This is a genomic window from Streptomyces sp. NPDC088350 (assembly GCF_044753545.1).
Lineage (GTDB): Bacteria > Actinomycetota > Actinomycetes > Streptomycetales > Streptomycetaceae > Streptomyces.
The window spans coordinates 234,114-255,594 of record NZ_JBIVNL010000010.1 but is presented as its reverse complement, the minus strand read 5'-3'; the positions used below and the strand labels follow the sequence as shown (position 1 = coordinate 255,594).

The window sequence follows — 21,481 nt, the reverse complement described above, 5'->3', positions numbered from 1 at the left end:
ACGTCACTTGCAGTCGCTCACCTTGACCGTGTAGATGCCGCGTCCGTGGGTGGCCGCGTACAGCGTCCGGCCGTCCGGGCTCAGCTTCAACTGGAGTACGGCGACGGCCGGGAGGTTCCCGACGCGCTGCCAGGTCGTACGGCCCGGCGCGCGGTAGACGACGCCGAGGTCGGTGGCGACGGCGAGGCCGCCGTTCGGTGTGACGACCGCCGAGTTCGTCGGCACGTCGGGCAGGTTCTTCGAGATGTCCTTCCAGGTGGTGCCGCCGTCGGTGGACTCGAAGACATGGCCGATCCCGGCGCCGGGGCCTTCGGTCCAGTGCCGGGAGAAGCCGTTGACCGCGAGGTAGACGTGGTCGGCGTTCTTCGGGTCGACGGCGAAGCCGCTGAGGTACCGGTTGGGTACGGTCGCGTCCACCGGCAGCGTCACGTCGTGCCAGCCGGTCCCGTCCGCGTTGCCGACGGAGATGCCGCGGGCGAAGCCCTGGTTGTTGCAGGGGCCGCACCAGGCCGCGTACACCTTGCCGCCCGAGGCCGCTACGGCGGTGGCGGCGCGGCCGGCGCCGAGGTCGTAGACGCTCTTCCACTCCGAACCGCTGCGGATGGCGTAGCCGTGCGTCTGCACCCAGATGTGCCGACCGCCCGCGATCCAGGTCGCCGGGTTCTTCGCGTCGGCCGTGATCGGGGCGATGAAGCGGGCCTCACTGGTGGCGTTGTCGGCGGGAGCCACGTTGTACGACGTGATCTTGCTCGGGTCGGTGACCCAACTCCCGTCGTTCACGGCGCAGTTCTGGGTCACCTGGATGGCGAGGTAGACGTACTCCTCGGCGATGTTGCACCCGTTGGCCGGGTCGGTCAGTGTGTCGCCGCCGTCGCCGCCGAAGTTGGAGCCCATGACGGTGTCGTTGCTGCGCAGGACGGACTGGCCGTTGTCCTGGAGGCCGCCGGTGACGGAGACGCCGCCGTAGGTGAGGTCCTTGCCGACGCCCACCGAGTAGTACTGGAGGGTGTCGATGGTGCCGTCGTTGAGCGAGGTCCAGTCGGTGGCGTGCCCGGAGGAGTCCTGGGAGCCGTTGAGCGGGCGCTTGTAGACGCCGCCGTCGTTGCCGACGTAGACGAAGCTCTTGCCGTGGTAGCTGCCGATCGCGACGCCGTGCTGGTCGGAGTGGGTGGTCGGGTTGCAGTCGCCGGTCTGCTTGGCCGGGTCGATGCTCCAGCAGGGGAAGCCGAAGTTCCAGTACGGGCCCACGGTCGACCAGTTGGTGCCGCCGTCCTTCGTCTCGTAGACCTCCTCCAGGCCCGCGTACACGTGCTCCGCGTTGGCCGGGTCGACGGTCAGGAACTGGTTGTACCAGGCCTGCACGCCGGGCATGTAGCCGCTGGAGGTGAGCGCCGAACCGTCGGCTGCCAGGCCCTTGTAGTCGGCGATCTTCGTCCAAGGGCCGGTGGGGGAACCGGACTTGGAGACGTAGATGCCCTCTAGGCCGCTGTCCGGGTTGGTGGCGAGTTGCTCCGGGGACTGGTCGATCGCGTAGTAGCGCGAGCCGCCGGCGGAGCGGGCGAAGGTGACGTTGCCTACGTTGTCCGCGTCGGCGGGCAGGTCGCCGAGGCCGCTGGTGATCCGGGTCCAGGTGCCGTCGGAACCCTTGGTGTAGAAGCCGTTGTAGTCGTCGCCGCTGCGCCAGCCGACCGCGAGGACCACCTTGGAGGGGTCCTTGGGGTCGATCGCGATGTCGTTGGCGATGTTCTTGTACGCGGCCGAGGCGTCGCTCGCGAGTGAACCGCCGGGCAGATAGGCGGGGTTGGGCGCGAACTCCAGCTTCCAGGCGCCGCTCAGCGTCTTCGTGGAGTGGCTCCACACGCCCCTGCTGGTCGCCGCCCACACCTTGCCGCCGCCGAAGCGCAGTTCGTGGACGGTGGTGGACTCCAGTTCGTCGCCGCCGACCCGGCTGCGCGCGGAGAACGTGCCGTGGCGGGGGTTCGACAGGACGTAGACGCCGCTGCCGAGGTAGGCGTCCGCGTTGGTCGTCGCCTCGCCGGTGCCCAGCCACAGCCGTCCGGCGCCGTCCAGCGCGAGCGCGCCGGTGGACTGCGCGGACAGCTTGTCGCTGATGGGCCGCCAACGGCCGCCCCCGGTACGGGAGCGCCACACTCCGCCGCCCGCGCTGCCCGCGTACACGTACCCGTCGTCGTCGGCGGCCATCGCGGCCATCCGGCCGGTCACATTGCCCGAGCCGCCACTGGAGTTGGAGTCGTAGTCGCGGTAGCGCGGGTCGTCGGAGTTGTACGGCAGGTCGGTGATGTTGCGCCAACTCCCGCCGGTGCTCGGCAGGTTGGCCAGACTCGTCCAGGCGGCTCCGTAGGCGCCCGGTGCGACGATGCCGGGCGAGGTGCGGGCCTCGGCGTACTGGTCGGCACCCTCGGCTATCTCGTCGGCCTCGTTGCCGTCGTCACCGCCGCCGTCGTCCTCGGCCTTGGCTTTCGGGCTGACCGCACCCACCGACTGCCCTCGTTCGGCGGCCAGTTGAGCCAGCGCGCGAACCCCGAAGGGGCTGCCGTCCGCGCCGGGCGCGGCACCGGCGGGTATCGCCACGAGTGCGGCGGATGCGGTGATGGCACAGATCGTGAACCAACGTCTCTTGCGGGTCGGTTGTGACACCAGGTCCTCCCGAACGGGAACGGGTACAGCCGTCAGGGACGACCCGACCACCGGTGGCAGGAGTCGTCCTGGACTTGGACAGCCCTTGACCAGAACCTGTCACTACCCATGGCCGGAAGCCGACCGGTGCGGCACGCCTCCGCCGGGGACCTGAGGTCAGTGGGCCGCCGTCCGCGCGCGGGCGACGACCGGCAGCACACCCGCCAGGGCCAGCGCGATACCGCCGGAGACCAGCAGCGGAAGGTGGCCGTCGGTGCCCCAGGCGAGCCCGGCCCACACGCCCGCGAGGAGCACGGCGGCGCCGGTGGCACCCTGGAAGAGGCCCTGCGCGGTGCCCTGTTGGTGGTCGGGGACGAGCGTGGAGATCCAGGCCTTGCCGACACCGTCGGTGCAGGCCGCGAAACCGCCGTAGAGCGGCAGTACCACGAAGACCAGCCACGGGCTGTGGATCAGGCCGAGGCCCAGGTAACCGATCGCGAAGAAGACCAGGCCCGCGGCGAAGACCAGCGGGCGCGGCAGTCGGTCGGACAGTGCCCCGGCGGGGTAGGACAGGGCGGCGTAGACGAGGTTGTAGACCGCGTAGGCGCCGACCACCCCGGCCGTGGACAGACCCAGGTCGTGGGCGCGCAACAGCAGCAGCGCGTCGGGGAAGTTGACGAGGTTGAAGGCGAGCAGCACGCCGAGGACCCGCCAGTACGGACGTGGCAGGGATCGCCACGGCGTCCGGACCGCCGTGGCCGGTGTGCCGTCGGCCGCCTTGCGGGAGGAGCGGGGGTCGCGGACGGCGGCGACCAGCGCGACCGACGCGACGGCGGGGATCACGGCCACCCAGAACAGGGGGCGCAGCCGGTGGTCGAGCGCCTCGTACAGGACCAGTCCCATGAGCGGGCCGACCACCGCGCCGGCGGTGTCGGCGGCCCGGTGCAGACCGAACACCCTGCCGCGCTGCCCCTTCGGGACGCCCTCGACGAGCAGGGCGTCGCGAGGCGCCCCGCGCATGCCCTTGCCGAGCCGGTCGGTGACCCTGGCCAGGAGCACCAGCGGCCAGACGGTCGCGAGCGCGATCAGCAGCTTGCCGACCGCGGCCAGCCCGTATCCCACACCGATCAGGGGCCGCCGGTCGAACCGGTCCGCGAGACGCCCGGCGGCCACCTTGGTGATCGAGGCGGCCCCCTCGGCCGCTCCCTCGATGGCGCCGACGGCGGCGGGCGGCGCACCGAGCACCACGGTCAGGAAGATCGGCAGGATCGGGTAGAGCAGCTCGCTGGCCGCGTCCTGCAGGAAGGACACCCCGCACAGCACCTTCACGTTGCGGGTCAGCCACACGGAGCGTCGCCCTGCCGGCGGCGGTGGGGTGGTGGGCTCGGTCATGGGTACGGCACCTCCAGGAAGCGGCCGAGCGGGACGCCGGCGGCGACGGCGCCCGGGGCACGACCGGGCACCACACGCGCGTCGGACATCGCGTTCGGCGGCGAGTCGGTGGCCCGCCCAGACGTAGCTTCCGGGAAGCGGGGCGTGATGGCCACGATTCGGGGGGCGTCGCGTGCGTCGAGGACGGCCTCGGGAACCGGGAGAGAACTCGGACGCCGTCGGCGTATGCCTTCACCACTGCGCCCCACCGGGTTGATCCGGTGGGGCGCACCCGCACGCCGCAGCGCGACCGGGTTCGGCTTCAACGAGGTACCGGGCGCGGTCTCAGCGGCTGAAGACGAGTTCGGCCCGGTCGCGCTGGGTGGTGTGGAGGTCCCAGTAGACGGGGGAGATTTCCTCGGGCCGGGCCGTCGGGAATCCGGGGACGACCGACATGCCGATCGACACGTCGATGCCGACATGGGCGGCCTGAACGCCGGTGCCGTCCAGTTCCTTGTGCAGGTTGAGCGCCCAGTTGCGCAGCGCCGCGGCGGCGGCGTTGACGTTGCCGACCTGCGGGACGGGGTCGATCGAGCCCGCACCGGTGGTGTACAGCAGGGTTCCGGCGCCGGCCTCGCGCATCGCGGGCAGGACGGCGTTGGTGGCGGCGATGGCGCCGTAGAGCTGGAATTCGATCTCGTGTTGCACATGGGCGGGTTCGGTCTCGACCGGCGTGGTCAGAACGGTGGAGGCCATGGTGCCCACAGGGGAGTACTCGAGGACGTCGATCCCGCCGAACCGTGCCGCCGCGTCCTTGAGGGCCTGGGCGAGGGCGTCGCGGTCGAGTACGTCCGCGGGGAACGCGGCAGCGGTGACGCCCTCGGCGGTGAGGGTGCGGACGAGCTCATCGAGCTTGGTGCGGTTCCGGGAGATCAGGGCGACGTCGAAACCCTGCGAGCCGAAGGTACGAGCGATGGCCAGACCCAGCTGAGGGCCGGCTCCGACAATGGCGATGCTGTTCACAGCGATCCTTTCGTGGGACGCCGTCCGAGGAGACGGACGGCGCCGAGAAGACGGGAAGTAACGGAAAGGGCTATCCGTTTCGCGATCCGGATTGCCCTTTCCGGTTCACTGCGACCACCGTAGCACGAGAAATGGATAGGCCTTTCCGATTGCTAGACTGCCCGCCATGAACCCCGGCGACCAGCACCCCGACGCCTCCGCCGCCCAGCCTGTGCGCAGTGACGTCGAGCGCAACCGCGGCAGGATCCTCGCTGCCGCGCGCACCCTGTTCGGACGCGACGGTCTTGGCGCCTCCATGGCCTCCGTGGCGCGCGAGACGGGCGTCGGGATCGCCACGGTCTTCCGGCACTTCCCCACGAAGGAGGCGCTGGTCGCAGCCGTCTTCTCCGACCGCATGGACGCCTACGCCGACGCGGTCGCCACCGCCCTCGACGACCCCGACCCCTGGCACGGTTTCACCGGCTACATCGAGACCGCCTGCGCGATGCAGGCCGCCGACAACGGCTTCGCCGACGTACTGACCATGACCTTCCCCACCGCCAAGGCCATGGAGAAGCGCCGCAACGAGGCGTACGAGGGCATGGTGGAGCTCATCGGCCGCGCCAAGGCCACGGGCCGGCTGCGCGAGGACTTCGATCCCTCGGACCTGGTGCTGCTGCACATGGCGAACCTCGGCGTCGTCAGCGCCTGCGGCGATGCCGCTCCCCATGCCTGGCGACGCGTCGTCGCGCTGATGATCCAGTCCTTCGAGGCCCCGGCCCGGGCCCCCCTGCCCGCCTCGCCCGAGCACGACGCCCTCTACCGGGCCATGCTCCGCACCGCCCCGGCGAGCAACACCGCGCGGAAGCCCGACCGGAACAGCTGACTCCCGCGCACCTCCGCCAGCCGACGGAGGGTGCTGCCGGCAGGTTCTGGCCGGGGCCAGTTGCCGGCGTTCAAGACGTCCCGCTCCGGGACCGGCTCACCAACCACCGGATGGCTGAGCGCCTTCATGCCCTCGGTGCGGCCGGCGACGCATGGAATCCGTCAGGCCCCCCCCCGGCGGGGGCAGCGCGACGGTCACGTCATCACCGTCTCCTCCATCGCCGGACCGGTCGGCCAGGAGTTCTGTGTCGCCTACGCCGCCGCCAAGTTCGGCGTCGAGGGCTGGATGGAGTCCCTGCGCTTCGACGTGGAGCCGTTCGGTATCCGTACCACGATCGTGGAGCCCGGCTTCTTCCGCACCGAGCTGCTGGTGGACGCCTCCACCACCTGGGCCGAGCTGTCCATCGGCGACTACGCCGAGCGCACCGCCACGACGAAGGCCGCCTGGCAGAGTATGAACGGCCGGCAGGCCGGCGACCCGGCCAAGCTCGCGCGCGCCCTGCCGGTCGTAGCCGAGCAGCAGCCGTCGCCGCGGTTCGTCGCCGGCTCCGACGCCATCCCGACCGCGGCAGCCAAGGCCAAAGAACCGCTGGCGCGGGCGGAGGCCTCCCGCGAGCCGGGCATGGACCTGGCCCCACGCCGCCGCCTGAACCACCCGAACCGCCCGAACACAGCAGCACCGTCAGGAGAGAACCGATGGAGATCCTCAAGAAGCAGCCCACCAGCAAGGCCCCGGCCGACTGGTTCACCGGTGACGTCTGGTGGGACGTCGTCTACGCCGGTCAGGAACCGTCCCGCGCCCGCCTGAACCTCGTACGCTTCGCGCCCTGCGCCCGTACCGACTGGCATTCCCACGCCCTCGGCCAGACCCTGCACATCGTCTCCGGGATCGCCCTGATCGGCGGCCGGGACGGCACCGTCATCGAGGCCCGCCCCGGCGACACCGTCCACACCCCGCCCGGCGAGGAGCACTGGCACGGCGCCGCCCCCGACGCCTTCATGGAACACCTCGCGCTGTGGGAGGGACGCGGCGACGGCAGCCCGGAGACGACCTGGCTGGAGAAGGTCACCGACGAGCAGTACAACGGCCCGCGCACCACCACCCACTGACGAGGCGAAGGCCCGGCACCGCGGCTCACCAGGTCGTGGCGACCGCGCGGAGGGCGGTCCAGGTACCGCCTTCGTGGGCGTAGTCGACGGCCAGTCGCAGACGCCAGTCCGCGTGCGTGCCGTAGACCGTCGCGTCCGTGACGATCCGGCCGACAAGACGGGCCGTGTCTCCCTCGACCGCGACGGTCACGTCCTTCTCCATGACCCCGTGGTAGACGAACCGGCCGACGCCCATCTGCGACAGCCACTCGGTCTTCGACTGCTGGTACCCGGTGATGTGGGTGAGGGTGAAACCGTCGTCGAGCAGGTCGTCGAGGGCGTCGGTGTCGCCGTCGGTCATCGCGTGCAGGTAGGCGCGGTAGGCCTTGATGACCTCCTCGCGAGTGCTTGCGCCGGGTGAGGTGTTCATACGGCTCCTGTCGTCGGGGGTCCGGCCGGCCGCCGGATCAACGGTCGGACAGTCCCATCGCCGCCTCGTCCAGGCGCTCGCCGGCGGCCGGAGTGAGGCTGTTCAGCTTCTCCAGCGCCTCGGTGCTCAGTTCGACGCCGTCGGCGGCAGCGTTGTCCTCCAGGTGGAGGACGCGCTTGGTACCGGGGATCGGGGCGATGTCGTCACCCTGCGCCAGCAGCCAGGCGAGGGCGACCTGAGCGGGCGTGGCACCGGCCTCATCGGCGACGGCCTTGACCTCGTCGGCGATCCGGAGGTTCTGCTCGAAGTCGCCGGGGAGGAACCGCGGGTTGTTCACGCGGAAGTCGTCGGCGTCCATCCAGTCGGTGGAGCGGATCGCGCCGGTCAGGAAGCCGTGGCCGAGCGGCGACCAGGGTACGAAGCCGATGCCCAGTTCCCGCGTGGTCGGGAGGATCTCCGCCTCCGGCTCGCGGGACCACAGTGAGTACTCCGTCTGGAGTGCCGTGATCGGGTGCACGGCGTGGGCCCGGCGGATGGTGGCCGGCGCGGCCCCCGTGCAGGCCGATGTGGCGGATCTTGCCCTCGGCGACCAGTTCGGCCAGGGCCCCGACGGTGTCCTCGATGGGGGTGTCCGGGTCGACACGGTGCTGGTAGTACAGGTCGATGCAGTCCGTGTTCAGCCGCTTCAGCGAGCCCTCGACCGCGATGCGTACGCCGGCCGGACCGCTGTCCAGGGATCCCTCCGATCGGCCGGTGTGCGAGATGAACCCGAACTTGGCCGCCGGCACCACTTGGTCCCGGCGGCCCGTGAGCGCCTTGGCGAGGAACTCCTCGTTGGTGAAGGGACCGTAGACCTCGGCGGTGTCGATGTGGGTGATGCCAAGGTCGAGGGCACGGTGAACGGTGCGAATGCCCTCGGCCTCGTCGGTGTCGCGCCCGGTGTAGAAGGCGTTCACCGGCATCGCGCCCAGACCGATTCGGGAGACCTCCAGGTCGCCCAGCTCGATGTGCTTCACGGCGCCGCTCCGTGAGTGTCCGTCCCGTGCTGTCCACGCGCGGGGAACCTGACCTTCTGCCGATCGTCAGCCTGCTGGACGGGTTCGCGGGGTGGCAGGCCGTGCTGTGCCGGGGAGCGGCGTTCCGGGGTGCGCCAGGGCCCCTCACCGGCCTTCCGCGCGGGTCACGGGACTCCCTCCCTCGGTGTCCGCCCCGGGATGCCCCGGGATGCCCCGCGAACGCCCTTGGTGCCGACGGCCTCGATCACGTAGGCGTCAACTCCCTTGGCAGCGGCGGGACTCAGCCGTCGGTGGACGCCCCCGGTCCAGTCGTGGCGTACCGGGCGGCGATGGTGCGGACGGCCTCGTCGACCACCTGGGCGACGCGTTCGGCGCTCACCTCCCAGCCCGGCACCAGGAGCGTCGGCCAGAAGACGTAGTTGGAGATCATGCCCAGGAACTGGGTGGCCGCGAGGTCCACGTCCTCGACCCGCACCGTTCCCGCCTCGCGCTCAGCCAGGAGGTAGCCGCGTACGGCCTCGAAATAGGGCAACTTCCCGTGCGAGAACTGCGCGTGGGCCAGCTCGGGGAACCGCGGCAGCTCGGCGATGACGATCCTGAACAGATCGGTCATCTGGGCACGGCCCAGCAGCTCGGCGTAACGGCGACCGATGATGCCGAGGCCGTCGACGACGTTGCCCGCCGGCGGAGGGTCCTCCTCGTCGGCGGTCGACCAGGCCTCGGTCACGATGGCGTCGAACAGGGCGGCTTTGCTCGGAAACTGCTTGAACAAGGTGGCCCGCGAAACGCCCGAGCACTCCGCGATCCGCGCCAGCGACGTCCGGTCGTAGCCCAACTCGAGAAACAGTCCGGTCGCGGCCGTCACGATCAGCGCGCGCTTCTCCTGGGCGACGCGCTGGTGATACGTCGTCACGACTCTGCTCATGGGCCGAGCATACGAGGTGAGTGGCTTGACTCGCCACTGCCCCCGGCCTACCGTCAAAGGGATGGCGAGTCACTCGGCTCACCACTGGCCGCCGTTCATCACTGGTGATCCCGGTCATTTCACCCACGTACCGAGGGAACAAAGGAACATCTGATGCCCCGCTTCGACAACCAGACCGTGCTCGTGACCGGTGGGACCGGCGGCCAGGGTTCGAGCCACGTGCGCGCCTTTCACGCGGAGGGCGCGAACGTGGTGATCGGCGGCATCGACGCGGAACGCGGCGCCGCTCTCGCCGACGAGCTCGGGACCCGCGCTCGCTTCGCCCGCCTCGACGTTACCGACGAGAGCTCGTGGTCCGCCGCTGTGCTGGCCGCCGAGAGCGCCTTCGGCGCCCTGAACGTGCTCGTCAACAACGCGGGCGTGCAGAATCCGCCCGCGACGATCGAAAACACGGAGCAGGCCACGTGGTCGCGCATCCTCGACATCAACCTCACCGGGACCTTCCTCGGCATCAAGGCCGCAGCCCCCGCTCTGCGCCGCGCGGCAGGAGGAGCCATCGTCAACGTCGCCTCGACCATGAGCCTGGGCGGCACGGCTCACTACGCGCCGTACGTCGCCGGCAAGTGGGCCGTGCGAGGCCTCACCCGAACGGCGGCACTCGAGCTCGGCCGCGACCGCATCCGGGTCAACACCATCCACCCCGGCGTGATCTCGACCTCCTTCATCCACGAACCAGCAGCCGGCGCGGTCGCGGCAATCGCCGACTTCTACTCACCCGAGCCGTTCGCCATCCCCCGGCTCGGGGAGCCGGCCGACGTCAGCCGTCTTCTCCTGTTCCTCACGTCGTCGGACGCGTCGTTCATCACGGGGTCGGAGTACGTCATCGACGGTGGACTCCTCCTCGGCCCCGCGCTTCAGGCCGGGGCCGCATGAGCACTCCGGACACGACCGGGTCGAACGACTCCGCACGGGACGCGTCCTTGTCCCACCTGCCCGACCACGTCCGACGAGCCGTCGAGATCACCCCCGCCGCGGGCACCGGGGAACGGATCATCGACATCACGACGCTGGGGCGCCGCACCGGCCGAGCACGCCGCATCGAGATCTTCTTCTACCGAGCTGCGGGCACCACCTACCTGTGCAGCGGCGCCGGCGGTGCCGCCACCGACTGGCACGCGAACCTTCTCGCCGATCCCCACTTCACCTTTCACCTCAAGAACGGGATCCGTGCGGATCTGCCCGCACGGGCCACACCGGTCACCGACCCGGCTGAACGTCAGGCCGTACTGGCGGAGATCGTGGCGGATCTCAATCAGCCCCACGACCCCGGCACCATCCGGCCGACTCGGCTCGAAGACTGGGCCGACAGTCGGCTGATGCGCGTCAGCTTCCGCCGTCGGCCGTGATCGCGGATCCCCCGACAGATGACCTGCTCCCAGGGACTGGGGTGCGGTCGCGGCCAGAGCGGCTCTTCGCCAGATGAGGGTGCAGCCGGCGCGGCGGTCCCAGATGGATGTCGAGGCTTCTGCCGAGGCTTCCAGAGGGAAAGGCCCCTGCACACCATCGAGCGGCCGCCTTGGACCGAGACGCAGAACGGGTCGTTCAACGGCTGGTCCGTCCGCACCGACGTCACTCCCCCGGCGGGACGGAAGCCGATCTGGGAGTACCCGAACGCCCACGTGGACGGTTTCCCCCGCTTCATGGCCGACCGCGCCGCGGTCGAACGCTGGAAGCAGACCTTCGCCCTGTACTTCGGCGAGGTCAAGGGCGACCCGACGCCCGGCCGGCTGGGACTGCACCCGGGGGCATAGCCGTGGAGCGGGCGCGCCGGCCGGTGCCCCCGCGACCGCGCCCGCCGGACCTGACACCCTGACACCCTGCCGCCCCGGGCATGATCGGTACGGTGATACCCGGGACGGCAGAAGGGGCGGCGAGCCACGTGAGCGAGCAGGCGGGCATCGGCACGGCGAAGGAGGCCGCCGACCACGAACTGATCCTCGCGTTCGGGCGGCTCCAAGGGGCGGCCAACCGGCTGGAGTACATCCTCGGGCGGGCCCTGGAGGAGGAGTGCGGGATCAGTCATCTCATGTTCGAGGTGCTGCTGATCCTCGGACGGGCGGGCGCACCGGGCATGTCGATGCGGGCCATCGCCCAGGAACAGGTCCTGACGACGGGCGGCGCCACCCGGCTGGTGGACCGCATGGTGGCGGCGGGACTCGTGGCACGCACCGACTCCCCCGAGGACCGGCGCGCGAAGCTGGTGCGACTCACTCCGCTGGGTGAGGAGACGGTGGTGCACGCGTCTCGGGTGCACGTGGCGAACATCAAGCGGTACTTCGTGGCACCGCTCCCCGCCGAGGACCGCGAGCGGTTCGCGGAGGACCTCCGCATCCTCAGCCACACCGCCCGGGACATGCTGCCCCGACTGCCCTGACCTGCGGACGGGCGACCGCCCTGATGTAATGACCACAGCTCCACTCATGTGTCCCACCTCACACCCACCAAGAAATATCTGACACGTCAGTTACTGTTTCGTCAGACGAATGCTCACACCAGGTGGGCAGGACACGCCTCCGAGGTCACCCATGAAGCTCGTCTACGTCTTCGACGCCTACTGCGGCTGGTCGCACGGATTCTCCGGAACGCTGAGCGAGGTCGCCTCCCGCCATCCCGAACTGCCGGTCGAGGTCGTCTCCGGTGGCCTGTTCACCGGGTCGCGCCGGGTGCCGATCCGCGAGTTCGGCCACGTCCAGGGCGCGAACGCCAAGATCGCCGAGCTGACCGGCGCCGAGTTCGGCGAGGGCTACGAGCAGCTGATCGCCGACGGCTCGTTCGTCATGGACTCCGAAGCCGCCGCCCGCGGTGTCGCCGCCCTGCGCCAGGTCGCCCCCGATCGCGCGGCGGAGCTGGCCACGGCCCTCCAGCGCGTCTTCTACGTCGACGGCCTGAGCCTCTCCGACCCCGCCACCTACCGGACGGTGGCCGAGACGGCCGGGCTGGACGCCGACGCCGTACTCGCCGCGTTCGCCGCACCCGGGACGCGGGCCGATGCCGACTTCCGCCGCGCCGCCGCGCTGGGCGTCACCGGCTTCCCCACCCTGCTGGCCGTCGACGGCGACTCCGTCACTCCCCTGGCCTACGGCCACGCCACCGCCGACGAGGTCGACGTACGCCTCGCGGCCGTGGCCGCCTGACCTCCCACCCCCTCCCCTCCCCCTCAAGGAGCCCCGCATGACCACGCTCGCCTTCAAGATCCTGGACCTCGACTTCCCCGCCGGCAGCAGGAACAAGACCGCCACGCTCGTCACCGGCGAGCAGGAGGCGCTGCTGGTCGACGCCGCCTTCACCCGCGCCGACGGCCACCGCCTCGCCGCCGAGATCCTCGACTCCGGCAAGAAGCTGACCACCGTGTTCGTCAGCCACGCCGACCCGGACTTCTACTTCGGCGCCGAAGTGATCGCCGACGCCTTCCCCGACGCGACGTTCGTCGCCACCCCGCTCGTCATCGAGCACATCCGGCACTCCTACGAGGGCAAGCTCAAGGCGTGGGAGGCCCTCGGCCCCAACCTCCCCACCCGCCTGGTCGACCTGACCCCGCTGACCGGCGACCTCACCCTCGAAGGCCACCTCTTCCAGCTCAAGGGCGGCCCGGCCGGCCTGCCCGACCGCCACTACCTCTGGCAGGCCGAGCACCGCGCGCTCCTCGGCGGCGTCCTGCTCTTCCAGCAGGAGCACGTCTGGGTCGCCGACACCCCCACCCCGGGCGACCGCGCGTCCTGGGTCGACCTGCTGGACGAAATGGCCGCCCTGAAGCCGGAGTTGGTCGTCCCCGGCCACCGCCTGCCCGGCACCGCCGCCGACGCCTCCGCCATCACCGCCACCCGCGACTACCTGCTCGCCTTCGAGGAGGAACTCGGCAAGGCGGCCGACGGCGCCGCGCTGACCGAGGCGCTGGTCAGCCGCTACCCGGACAACGGGATGCTGATCGCCGCCCAGATCGGTGCGAAGGTCGCCAAGGGCGAGATGAAGTGGGGCTGACCATGACCGAGTTCGACACATCCACCGCGCCCGCCGACGTCGTTCGCCGCCAGTACCTGGCCTCCGCCGCCGGTGACCTCGAAGCCCTCCGCGCCACCCTCGCCCCCGACGTGGAGTGGACGGAGATGGCCGGCTTCCCCCTCGCCGGCACCTACCGCACCCCCGACGGCGTCACGTCCCACGTGATGGAGAAGCTCGGCCGGGACTGGGACGGCTGGACCGCCCACGACGACACCTACGTCGTCGACGGCGAGAACGTCGTCGTCCTGGCCCGCTACACCGCCGTCAACAAGGCCACCGCCAAGCCGATCGACGTCCGCGTCGCCCACCACTTCGTCGTACGCGGCGGGCTCATCGTGCGCTTCGAACAGTTCGTCGACACCGCCCTTGTGCGCGACGCCATGACCCGCTGAGCAGACGGGAGTTCTTCCGGTAAGCCGGGTCCTCGCCGCTCAGTCGGCGGCCCGGCGCCGGGACAGCCGTGTCTCCTCGATGTCGAGCCGGATCAGCTTGTCGTGGTCGGAGGTGCCCGGCTCGGCGAAGAACACCACGAACCGCTGCCTCTGGCTGTGCTCCAGCGGCATCGACTCGTAGCCGAGGTGGAGATCGCCGACCTCGGGGTGGTGGAAGGTCTTGGGGTCCGGGGCGTGCGGTCTGACGTCGAAGCGGTTCCACTGGTCGGCGAAGTCCGGGCTCTTCGCCAGGAGTTCGCCGACCAGGTCGGCCAGGTCCGGGGCGTCCGGTTCGGTGCCGGCCAGGGCGCGGAGCCGGCCGACGCAGGCACGGGCCTGCTCCTCCCAGTCGTCGAGTACGTCGCGGGCGAGGGGGTGGAGGAAGGCGTAGCGGGCGAAGTTCCGCCGCGGCGGCGGCCAGTCGGCCAGGCCGGCGAAGAGCCGGAGCGCGCCGGGGTTGGAGGCGAGCAGATCCAGGGTGCGGCTGACGACGTAGGCCGCGTTCGGGCGCACGGATTCAAGGAGCGCCAACAGCTGCGGTCTCACGGTGTGGCCGGGTGCGGGCGGCGCTTCGGGGGCGTAGGCGGCGCGGGAAGCGAGCTCGCGCAGGTGCCGGTGCTCGGACGCGTCCAGGAGCAGGGCGCGGGCGAGGGCGTCGACGACCGTGGGACCGGGGTGGGTCTCCTTGCCGCGTTCCAGGCGTACGTAGTAGTCGATGCTGATCCCGGCGAGCGTGGCCAGCTCCTCGCGGCGGAGACCCGGTGTGCGGCGCGGGCCGGGGGCCGCGGTCAGCCCGGCCTGCTCGGGGGTGACCTGTGCGCGGCGGGCGCGCAGATAGGCGCCGAGGTCGCTCGTGGCACCCGTCGCGTGGCCCTTCGCCTTCTCCGCTGCGCGCTCCATGCGACCATTTTGCCCGCCTTCTTGGGCGCGTGTATCAGTGCGGGGTCCCGCTGCCGGATCAGGGCGATGCGCGCGGCTGCGGCACGTCGTTCATGGCCTGTCGCCTGCTGGGAGCGGGAGCGGTCATGTCGAGCAGGAGCAGGGCATCGTGGTCGGGGGTGCCGGGTTCGGCGGCGTAGGCGACGAGGCGCCGGCCCGGTGTGCCGTCCAGTTCCATGGACTGGGCGGCCAGGGTGACTTCGCCGACCTGTGGGTGGTGGAACGTCTTGTGGATGGCCTTGCGGCCCGTGACGTCGTAGCGGTCCCACAGCCTGGCGAAGTCGGGGCTCTTGAGGACGAGTTCGCCGACGAGGGTGGTCAGGTCGGGGGCGTCGGGGGCGGTGCCGGCCAGGGCACGCAGCCGGGCGATGCAGGCGCGTATCTGGATGTCCCAGTCGGGGAACAGCTCGCGGGCCACGGGGTGCAGGAAGAGGTAGCGGGCGAGGTTGCGCTGGGTGGCGGGCCAGTCTTCCAGGCCCGCATAGAGGGCGAGGCCGCCGGGGTTGGAGGCGAGCAGGTCCATGCTGCGGCTGACGATGTACGCCGGGTTCGGACGCATCGCGTCGAGCAGCAGCTTCAGGTGCGGGCGCACGGTCCGGCTCGGGGCGGGCGGTGTCTCGGGGGCGTACCGCGCGGCGCGGACGGCCAGTTCGCGCAGGTGCTGGTGTTCGGCGTCGTCCAGTTGCAGGGCGCGGGCGAGGGCGTCGACGACGGAGGGACTGGGCCGGGTCTCCTTGCCGCGTTCCAGGCGTACGTAGTAGTCGATGCTGATGCCGGCGAGCGTGGCCAGTTCCTCGCGGCGCAGGCCGGGGGTGCGGCGAAGGCCGGCGCCGGCCTTGAGGCCGACCTGTTCGGGTGCGGTCTGGGTGCGGCGGGCACGCAGGAACCGGCCCAGCTCGGCGCCGCCGTCACTGCTCTGCTCGGATGCCATGCCCTTCAGTGTCACACCGCTCTGACCTGCGCGGCAGAGAGGTGAGGGGCCCTGTCACTACCCGGCTCGCCACCCCCTGGCACGGCTCGGCCTGCCACCGGTGGCGAAAGAGCGCGAAGGTGGATTCCGGCGGGCTTCACACCGGTCGTGTACGGATCTCCCGCCCGTGTTCGAGCGGCGCCCGGCATCCGGCCCGTGCTTGCTCCACACCCGCGTCCCGCTCGAAAGGCAACCCTCATGCAGAGCGTCACCCTGAACAACGGTGTCGACATGCCGATCCTCGGCTTCGGCGTCTTCCAGATCCCGGCGGAGCAGACCGAACAGGCCGTCACCGAGGCCCTCGCGGCCGGCTACCGGCTGCTCGACACGGCCGCTTCCTACGGGAACGAGGAGGCCGTCGGCCGCGCCATCAAGAACAGCGGGGTACCGCGCGAGGACCTGTTCGTCACCACCAAGCTGTACGTCCAGGACGCACCCGCCGAGGAGAACACCAGGCGCGCGTTCGAGACGTCGCTGGCCAAGCTCGGCCTGGACCACGTCGACCTGTACCTGATGCACCAGCCCTACGGCGATGTGTACGGCCAGTGGCGTGCCATGGAGGCGCTGAACCGGGAGGGCCGGACCAAGGCCATCGGCGTCGCCAACTTCTACCCCGACCGGCTCCTCGACCTGATCATCAACAACGAGATCACCCCGGCGGTCAACCAGATCGAGACCCACCCGTTCTTCCAGCGCGCCGACTACCAGGACCTGATGCGCGAGCACGGGGTACAGATCCAGTCCTGGGGTGGGTTCGCCGAGGGCAAGAACGACCTGTTCACCAACCCTCTCCTGAGCGAGATCGGCGAGAAGCACGGCAGGTCCGTGGCCCAGGTGGTGCTGCGCTGGCTGGTCCAGCGGGGCGTTGTCGCGATCCCGAAGTCGGTCCGGCCCGAGCGCATGGCGGAGAACCTCGACGTCTTCGGCTTCGAGCTCACCGACGACCAGATGTCGGCCGTCGCCACCCTGGACACCGGCGGCTCGCTGTTCTTCGACCACCGCGACCCGGCGATGGTCCAGTGGCTCAGCGCGCGACGCGTAGACGGCTGAGCGAGCACCAGCGATGAGTCGTACCCCTCGCCGCACGGTGCTCCGCGGCCTGCTCACAGGAGGAACCGTCATGACGGCCGGTGCCGCGATCGGCGCTTGTTCCGCCTCACCCGCCTCACCCCGCCCGGACGAATCCGAGTCCGAGTCCGCCGAGCGGTCCGGCACACCCGCCCCGGGGACCCGCACCGTCCTGCTGGCCTACTTCTCCCGGCCGGGCGAGAACTACTACAACGGCGGACGCCGGAACATCGAGGTCGGCAACACCGAGGTCCTGGCCCGCATGATCGCGGACCGGACCGACTGCGACGTCCACCGCATCCGGGCCGCGGACCCCTACCCGTCCGGCTACGACGCGACCGTCCGGCGCAACGTCCGGGAGCAGGACACCGAGGCACGTCCGGCCGTCGCCGACCCGCTGGTCTCCCTCGGCCGTTACGACACGATCCTGCTAGGCAGCCCTGTCTGGAACGTCCGCGCTCCCATGATCATGACGACGTTCACCGAAACCCTCGACTTCCGCGGCAGGACCGTCGTCCCGTTCACCACCCACGCCATGAGCGGCCTGGGCACCACCGCACGCGACTACGCCGCCTCCTGCCCCGGCGCGACGATCGCCGAGGGCCTCGCGGTACGCGGCGAGGAAGTCCGGGACGCCGGTGCCGCCGTCGACGCCTGGCTGCGGCGCATCGGACTGCCCGCCTCGTGACCGGGCACAGGACCTTCGCCGGGCCGCCGGTCACCGCTGCTGACGGGTCGGGCGGAACAGGATCTCGTTGACGTCGACTTCCTGGGGCTGGCTCATGGCGAACTCCACGCAGCGCGCGAAGCCGTCCGCGGGGATGGCGTACTCCTGGTAGAGGCCGGCGACCGCGTCCGCGACGCCTTCGGCCTTGACCGAGGCGGGCAGTTCGGTGTCCACCGCGCCGGGAGAGATGACCGCCACTCGTCGAACCGCTCCATCTCCAGCGGGGACAGCGGCATGAGGCCGGCGTTGTTGAGCATGACGTCGATACGGCCGTGCTGGTCGACGGCCCGCTGGACCAGCGCCTTCACCTGCTCGCGGTCGCTCACGTCGGTCCGTCGACCGCCTTGCGGCCGAGACCGAGTTCGTCGGCGAGTTCCTCCAGCCGCTCCAGCCGGCGGGCGCCGAGCACGACCTTGGCACCGCGCGCGGTCAGGTGCCGGGCGGTCGCCGCGCCGAGTCCGCTGCTGGCGCCGGTGATGACGACGACTTTGCCGCTGGTGTTCTCCACCATGGGGGTTCCTAGGAGTGGTTGGCGTGCCGGACGGCTTCCAAGTCCTGCCGTACGGCTGCGGGTTCGGCGTCGAGCGGCAGGTTGGCGCTGTCCAGGGCGGCGTCGAGGGAGCCGGGCACATCGGCGGTGAGGCCGGCGAACAGCGGGTCGAGGCCGGCGGGGGCAGGCCCGTGCTCGGCGACGAGTTCGAGGGTCTTGTGGTCGGCCTCGGGCGAGGTGAGCGCGGAGACGAGGACCTGGGCGATCTGCCGGCGGGCGATAACGCCGTCGCTGGGGCTGCCGGCGTGCCGGGTGTCGCCCTGAAGCATCGTCAGGGCGAGCTGGCCGGGAGCGTTGTAGTCGAACCAGCCGGGGCGGACGATCGTGTACGGGCGCCCACTGGCGCGGACCAGGCGTTCCCCGCGGCGCTTCCACGCGTGGGCGTCGGTGATCATGTCGTCGCGGACCGTGCCGTCGGCGTTCCTGGGACGGCCCGTGACGCCGATCGCGGTCATCAGCGAGATCCGGGCCGGCTGGTCGCCCAGTGCCGCCAGGGTGTTGCGGACGGCTCCGTAGTCGATGCGTTCCGCCTGGCCGGGCCCGCCGTGGGAGCCGTGGGTGAACACCACGGCGTCGATTCCGTCGACGGCCTCCTTGAGGGTGTCGGCATCGGCGAGGTCCCCGGCGACGAGCCCAGCGGCCTCAGGCAGCACGGTCCTGGCGCGCCCGGGATCACGGACGAGGGCCTTCACCTGGTGGCCCTGCCGGAGGGCTTCGGCGACGACGAGGGTGCCGACGCTGCCGGTGGCACCGACGACCAGGACGGTCAGAGGGGTGGTGCGGGTCATGGCGAGGGCTCTTCCGTGACGTGAGGGCAAGGGTCAGCGGTACGTCGGTGTGCTGAGTCGGTGTGCCGAGTCGGTGTGCCGAGGTGAGGCGTCGGCGAACTGCACCATCGGCAGGGCGACTTCACGCCTCGGGGATCTCGATGCCGTAGGCCTCAAGCGTGATGGCGTCCGGCTCCGGTCCGCCGCGTACGCCGGTGTCGAGCGCGTCGATCGCGGCGAGCTGCTCGGTGGTCAGCTCGAAGTCGAAGACGTCGAAGTTCTCGGCGATGCGGGCGGGCTTGACCGACTTCGGGATCGCGGAGCGGCCCTCCTGGAGATGCCAGCGCAGCATGACCTGCGCGGCCGACCTGCCGTGCTGCCCGGCGATCTCCAGCAGGACCGGGTCGTCGAAGGTCCGCTTCTCGCCGCCGCGGTAGGAGGTGATGCCGCCGATGGGCGACCACGCCTGGGTCAGGATGCCGTGCTGAACGTGCAGGCGCCGCAACGCGGTCTGCTGGAAGTACGGGTGGACCTCGATCTGGTTGACCGCGGGCACGGCGGACGTCTCGGCCAGCAGCCGCTCCAGGTGCTCGGGCATGAAGTTGCTGACGCCGATGGCCCGTACCCGGCCGTCGGCGAGCAGCTTCTCCAGCGCCCGGTAGGCGTCGAGGGTGCGGTCGAAGGCGGAGGGCAGGGCCTGGTGGAGCAGCAGCAGGTCGATCTGGTCGACGCCGAGCTTGCCCGCGCTCTTGTCGAAGGCGTGCAGCGCGCTGTCGTAACCGTAGTCGCTGATCCACAGCTTCGTCTCGACGAACACCTCGTCGCGCGCGAGGCCGGAGCGGCGGATGCCGTCGCCGACCTCCCGCTCGTTGCCGTAGGCGGCGGCCGTGTCGATGTGGCGGTAGCCGACGCGCAGGGCCTCCTCGACCGAGGCGGTCGTGACATCGGGCGGGGTCTGGAAGACGCCGAGTCCGAGGGCGGGCATCTCCACACCGTTGCTGAGAGTGATCGTGAGGGGGGACATGTTTCGACGATAGGCAGGCGTCCGACGCCCCCGCATCTCCTCTGAGGGGCCCTGTCACTACCCCGCATCCCACACCCCCGCACAACCCGGCCTGGAACGCCCGAGGGGCCGGTCCCACGCTGAGAACGCGAAGGATCACGTCACCAGGAGAGTTCGATGACCAGCACGCAGGCGCCCACCCCGGGCAGCACCGCCACCACTCCGGCCGGCCGGGGCAGGACAACCGCCTCCGCGTTCGCGCTCGGTGCCGCGCTGCTCGGCTTCTTCGTCATCACCCTGGACGCGCTGATCGTCAGCGTGGCCCTGCCCACCGTCGGCGCCGACCTCGGCGGCGGTATGACCGGGCTCCAGTGGGTCGTCGACGGCTACACCCTGGTGCTCGCCGCGCTGCTGCTGTCCGCCGGGTCCGTCTCGGACCGGATCGGCGCCCGGCAGGCGTTCGGCGTGGGCATGGGGCTGTTCCTGATCGCCTCGGCGGCCTGCGGCCTGGCGCCCACGCTGCCCGTCCTGGTCGCGGCCCGCCTGGTGCAGGGCGCGGGCGCGGCGGTCATGATGCCCGCCACCCTCGCCCTGATCCGCGAGGCGTACCCGGACGCCGCCCATCGCGCCCGTGCCCTCGGGTTCTGGGCGCTGGGCGGCTCGGTCGGCTCGGCGGCGGGACCGCTGCTCGGCGGTGCGCTGAGCGCCGTGGACTGGCGGTGGATCTTCTTCATCAACCTGCCGGTCGGCGCGGTCGCCCTGGGGCTGCTCACCCGCGTGGCCCGCTCCCCGCGGCGGCCGGTGCCCTTCGACTGGACCGGCCAGTTCAGCGCGGTCCTGGCGATGGGCGGTGTGACGTACGCGCTGATCGAGGGCGGCGAGTACGGCTTCAGCGACACCCCGGTGATCGCCGCCCTCGCGGTGGCGGTGTTGGCGCTCGCGGTGTTCCTGCGGTCGCAAGCCCAGGGCCGCCACCCGATGCTGCCGCTCACCTTCTTCCGCTCCCGCCCGGTGACCGTCACCCTGCTGGCCGGGTTCACCCTCAACATCGGCTTCTACGGCCTGACGTTCCTGCTCAGCCTCTACTTCCAGCAGCTGCGCGGCCTGTCCGCGCTCGCCACCGGCGTCGCGTTCCTGCCGATGACGCTGCTGACCGGCGTCGTGGCCCTCCAAACCGCCCGACTGGTACGGAAGTTCGGCGCCCGGATCGTCATGACCGCCGGAATGTGGATCATGGCGGCGGGCCTGCTGCTCCTGTTCTTCCTGCCCGGCAGCACGCCCATCTGGCTGGTCGCGATCCTGATGATCCCGGTCTCCCTCGGCGGTGCCCTCGCCGTACCCGCGATGACCGGACTGATGCTGGAGAGCGTGCGACCGGAGCAGGCGGGCCTGGCCAGCGGAGTCCTCAACACCTCCCGCCAGTTCGGCGGTGCCCTCGCCGTCGCCGTCTTCGGCGCCCTCATCGCCGACCGGGCGAACTTCCTGCACGGCATGCGCGTCAGCCTGCTCATCGGCGCGGCACTGCTGGCGGCGACCGCCATGGCCGGCGGGGTGCTGCTCAGGCCGAGGGCGAGCCGGTGAGCCGGTGAGCCGGTGAGTCGGTGAGTCGGTG

At 71.0% G+C, this 21,481-nt stretch carries 23 protein-coding genes and 3 pseudogenes; 13 read left to right on the top strand and 13 right to left on the bottom strand.

Going from position 1 to position 21,481, the window contains the following annotated elements; all coding sequences use genetic code 11:
* Window positions 1-3: 3 nt before the first annotated feature.
* From ACIQBL_RS33580 to ACIQBL_RS33570, 3 genes are all read right to left on the bottom strand, one after another.
* Window positions 4-2,658 carry a glycosyl hydrolase gene (locus ACIQBL_RS33580; protein ID WP_401948485.1) on the bottom strand — a complete coding sequence of 885 codons (2,655 nt, stop codon included), beginning with the start codon at window positions 2,656-2,658 and terminating at the stop codon, window positions 4-6.
* Window positions 2,659-2,814: 156 nt separating this feature from the next.
* The gene (locus tag ACIQBL_RS33575) at window positions 2,815-4,029 is read right to left on the bottom strand and encodes an MFS transporter (protein ID WP_401948482.1); all 1,215 of its coding nucleotides are present in this window, start codon (window positions 4,027-4,029) and stop codon (window positions 2,815-2,817) included.
* A 324-nt stretch (window positions 4,030-4,353) separates the two neighbouring features.
* Window positions 4,354-5,031, bottom strand: coding sequence for an SDR family NAD(P)-dependent oxidoreductase (locus ACIQBL_RS33570; protein ID WP_401948480.1), 678 nt, complete (start codon window positions 5,029-5,031; stop codon window positions 4,354-4,356).
* Window positions 5,032-5,197: 166 nt separating this feature from the next.
* Here ACIQBL_RS33570 and ACIQBL_RS33565 point away from each other — a divergent pair, with 166 nt between their 5' ends.
* Genes ACIQBL_RS33565 through ACIQBL_RS33555 form a run of 3 tightly spaced genes read left to right on the top strand, consistent with a single transcriptional unit; the run spans window position 5,198 to window position 7,005 of the window.
* Window positions 5,198-5,896, top strand: coding sequence for a TetR/AcrR family transcriptional regulator (locus ACIQBL_RS33565; protein ID WP_401948477.1), 699 nt, complete (start codon window positions 5,198-5,200; stop codon window positions 5,894-5,896).
* Between the two features lie 30 nt (window positions 5,897-5,926).
* Window positions 5,927-6,703, top strand: coding sequence for an SDR family NAD(P)-dependent oxidoreductase (locus tag ACIQBL_RS33560; RefSeq protein ID WP_401948474.1), 777 nt, complete (start codon window positions 5,927-5,929; stop codon window positions 6,701-6,703).
* Window positions 6,592-7,005, top strand: a complete 414-nt coding sequence (locus tag ACIQBL_RS33555) for a cupin domain-containing protein (protein ID WP_401948471.1) — start codon at window positions 6,592-6,594, stop codon at window positions 7,003-7,005. The genes ACIQBL_RS33560 and ACIQBL_RS33555 overlap by 112 nt, the downstream gene beginning before the upstream one ends.
* A 25-nt stretch (window positions 7,006-7,030) precedes the next feature.
* Here ACIQBL_RS33555 and ACIQBL_RS33550 read toward each other — a convergent pair whose 3' ends face one another.
* From ACIQBL_RS33550 to ACIQBL_RS33540, 3 genes and pseudogenes are all read right to left on the bottom strand, one after another.
* Entirely contained in the window at window positions 7,031-7,414 is a 384-nt protein-coding gene (locus ACIQBL_RS33550; protein ID WP_401948469.1) for a nuclear transport factor 2 family protein, read from the bottom strand.
* A 37-nt stretch (window positions 7,415-7,451) separates the two neighbouring features.
* A pseudogene (locus ACIQBL_RS33545) lies at window positions 7,452-8,430 on the bottom strand (aldo/keto reductase).
* 280 nt (window positions 8,431-8,710) lie between these two features.
* Entirely contained in the window at window positions 8,711-9,355 is a 645-nt protein-coding gene (locus ACIQBL_RS33540; protein WP_401948466.1) for a TetR/AcrR family transcriptional regulator, read from the bottom strand.
* Window positions 9,356-9,508: 153 nt separating this feature from the next.
* On the opposite strand from ACIQBL_RS33540, the gene ACIQBL_RS33535 reads away from it, so the two are divergent.
* The 7 genes and pseudogenes from ACIQBL_RS33535 to ACIQBL_RS33505 all read left to right on the top strand — a co-directional run bounded on the left by ACIQBL_RS33535 (window position 9,509) and on the right by ACIQBL_RS33505 (window position 13,806).
* Window positions 9,509-10,288: an SDR family oxidoreductase gene (locus tag ACIQBL_RS33535; RefSeq protein WP_401948464.1), complete on the top strand. Its 780-nt coding sequence runs from the start codon at window positions 9,509-9,511 to the stop codon at window positions 10,286-10,288.
* Complete coding sequence (locus ACIQBL_RS33530) at window positions 10,285-10,761, top strand: nitroreductase/quinone reductase family protein (RefSeq protein ID WP_401948461.1); 477 nt, start codon at window positions 10,285-10,287, stop codon at window positions 10,759-10,761. Before ACIQBL_RS33535 ends, ACIQBL_RS33530 begins: the two co-directional genes overlap by 4 nt.
* Before the next feature lie 177 nt (window positions 10,762-10,938).
* Window positions 10,939-11,166, top strand: a pseudogene (locus ACIQBL_RS33525) (ABC transporter substrate-binding protein); the annotation flags it as partial.
* A gap of 128 nt (window positions 11,167-11,294) precedes the next feature.
* Window positions 11,295-11,789 (top strand): MarR family winged helix-turn-helix transcriptional regulator, encoded by a 495-nt coding sequence (locus tag ACIQBL_RS33520; RefSeq protein WP_401948459.1) that lies wholly within the window; start codon window positions 11,295-11,297, stop codon window positions 11,787-11,789.
* Between the two features lie 151 nt (window positions 11,790-11,940).
* Window positions 11,941-12,549, top strand: a complete 609-nt coding sequence (locus ACIQBL_RS33515) for a DsbA family protein (RefSeq protein WP_401948456.1) — start codon at window positions 11,941-11,943, stop codon at window positions 12,547-12,549.
* A gap of 37 nt (window positions 12,550-12,586) precedes the next feature.
* Window positions 12,587-13,393 carry an MBL fold metallo-hydrolase gene (locus tag ACIQBL_RS33510; protein ID WP_401948453.1) on the top strand — a complete coding sequence of 269 codons (807 nt, stop codon included), beginning with the start codon at window positions 12,587-12,589 and terminating at the stop codon, window positions 13,391-13,393.
* 2 nt (window positions 13,394-13,395) lie between these two features.
* Window positions 13,396-13,806, top strand: coding sequence for a nuclear transport factor 2 family protein (locus tag ACIQBL_RS33505; RefSeq protein WP_401948450.1), 411 nt, complete (start codon window positions 13,396-13,398; stop codon window positions 13,804-13,806).
* 39 nt (window positions 13,807-13,845) lie between these two features.
* Here the strand turns inward: ACIQBL_RS33505 and ACIQBL_RS33500 are convergent, their stop codons facing one another.
* Complete coding sequence (locus tag ACIQBL_RS33500) at window positions 13,846-14,745, bottom strand: helix-turn-helix domain-containing protein (protein ID WP_401948448.1); 900 nt, start codon at window positions 14,743-14,745, stop codon at window positions 13,846-13,848.
* Between the two features lie 58 nt (window positions 14,746-14,803).
* Window positions 14,804-15,715: a helix-turn-helix transcriptional regulator gene (locus tag ACIQBL_RS33495; protein WP_401948445.1), complete on the bottom strand. Its 912-nt coding sequence runs from the start codon at window positions 15,713-15,715 to the stop codon at window positions 14,804-14,806.
* Window positions 15,716-15,952: 237 nt separating this feature from the next.
* On the opposite strand from ACIQBL_RS33495, the gene ACIQBL_RS33490 reads away from it, so the two are divergent.
* On the top strand, window positions 15,953-16,804 hold the full coding sequence (locus tag ACIQBL_RS33490; RefSeq protein WP_401948443.1) for an aldo/keto reductase: 852 nt from the start codon (window positions 15,953-15,955) through the stop codon (window positions 16,802-16,804).
* A gap of 70 nt (window positions 16,805-16,874) precedes the next feature.
* A complete protein-coding gene (locus tag ACIQBL_RS33485; RefSeq protein WP_401948440.1) occupies window positions 16,875-17,510 on the top strand; it encodes a flavodoxin in 636 nt (211 codons plus the stop codon).
* 30 nt (window positions 17,511-17,540) lie between these two features.
* Here the strand turns inward: ACIQBL_RS33485 and ACIQBL_RS33480 are convergent, their stop codons facing one another.
* The 5 genes and pseudogenes from ACIQBL_RS33480 to ACIQBL_RS33460 all read right to left on the bottom strand — a co-directional run bounded on the left by ACIQBL_RS33480 (window position 17,541) and on the right by ACIQBL_RS33460 (window position 19,890).
* Window positions 17,541-17,747, bottom strand: coding sequence for a hypothetical protein (locus ACIQBL_RS33480; protein WP_401948822.1), 207 nt, complete (start codon window positions 17,745-17,747; stop codon window positions 17,541-17,543).
* 50 nt (window positions 17,748-17,797) lie between these two features.
* Window positions 17,798-17,857 (bottom strand): annotated as a pseudogene (locus ACIQBL_RS33475) (hypothetical protein); the annotation flags it as partial.
* Window positions 17,858-17,871: 14 nt separating this feature from the next.
* Entirely contained in the window at window positions 17,872-18,060 is a 189-nt protein-coding gene (locus ACIQBL_RS33470; RefSeq protein ID WP_401948437.1) for an SDR family oxidoreductase, read from the bottom strand.
* Between the two features lie 8 nt (window positions 18,061-18,068).
* Window positions 18,069-18,887 carry an SDR family oxidoreductase gene (locus tag ACIQBL_RS33465; protein WP_401948434.1) on the bottom strand — a complete coding sequence of 273 codons (819 nt, stop codon included), beginning with the start codon at window positions 18,885-18,887 and terminating at the stop codon, window positions 18,069-18,071.
* Between the two features lie 121 nt (window positions 18,888-19,008).
* Window positions 19,009-19,890, bottom strand: a complete 882-nt coding sequence (locus tag ACIQBL_RS33460) for an aldo/keto reductase (RefSeq protein ID WP_401948431.1) — start codon at window positions 19,888-19,890, stop codon at window positions 19,009-19,011.
* Window positions 19,891-20,046: 156 nt separating this feature from the next.
* Between ACIQBL_RS33460 and ACIQBL_RS33455 the strand changes: the two genes are divergently transcribed.
* Entirely contained in the window at window positions 20,047-21,450 is a 1,404-nt protein-coding gene (locus tag ACIQBL_RS33455; protein WP_401948429.1) for an MFS transporter, read from the top strand.
* Window positions 21,451-21,481: the final 31 nt, after the last annotated feature.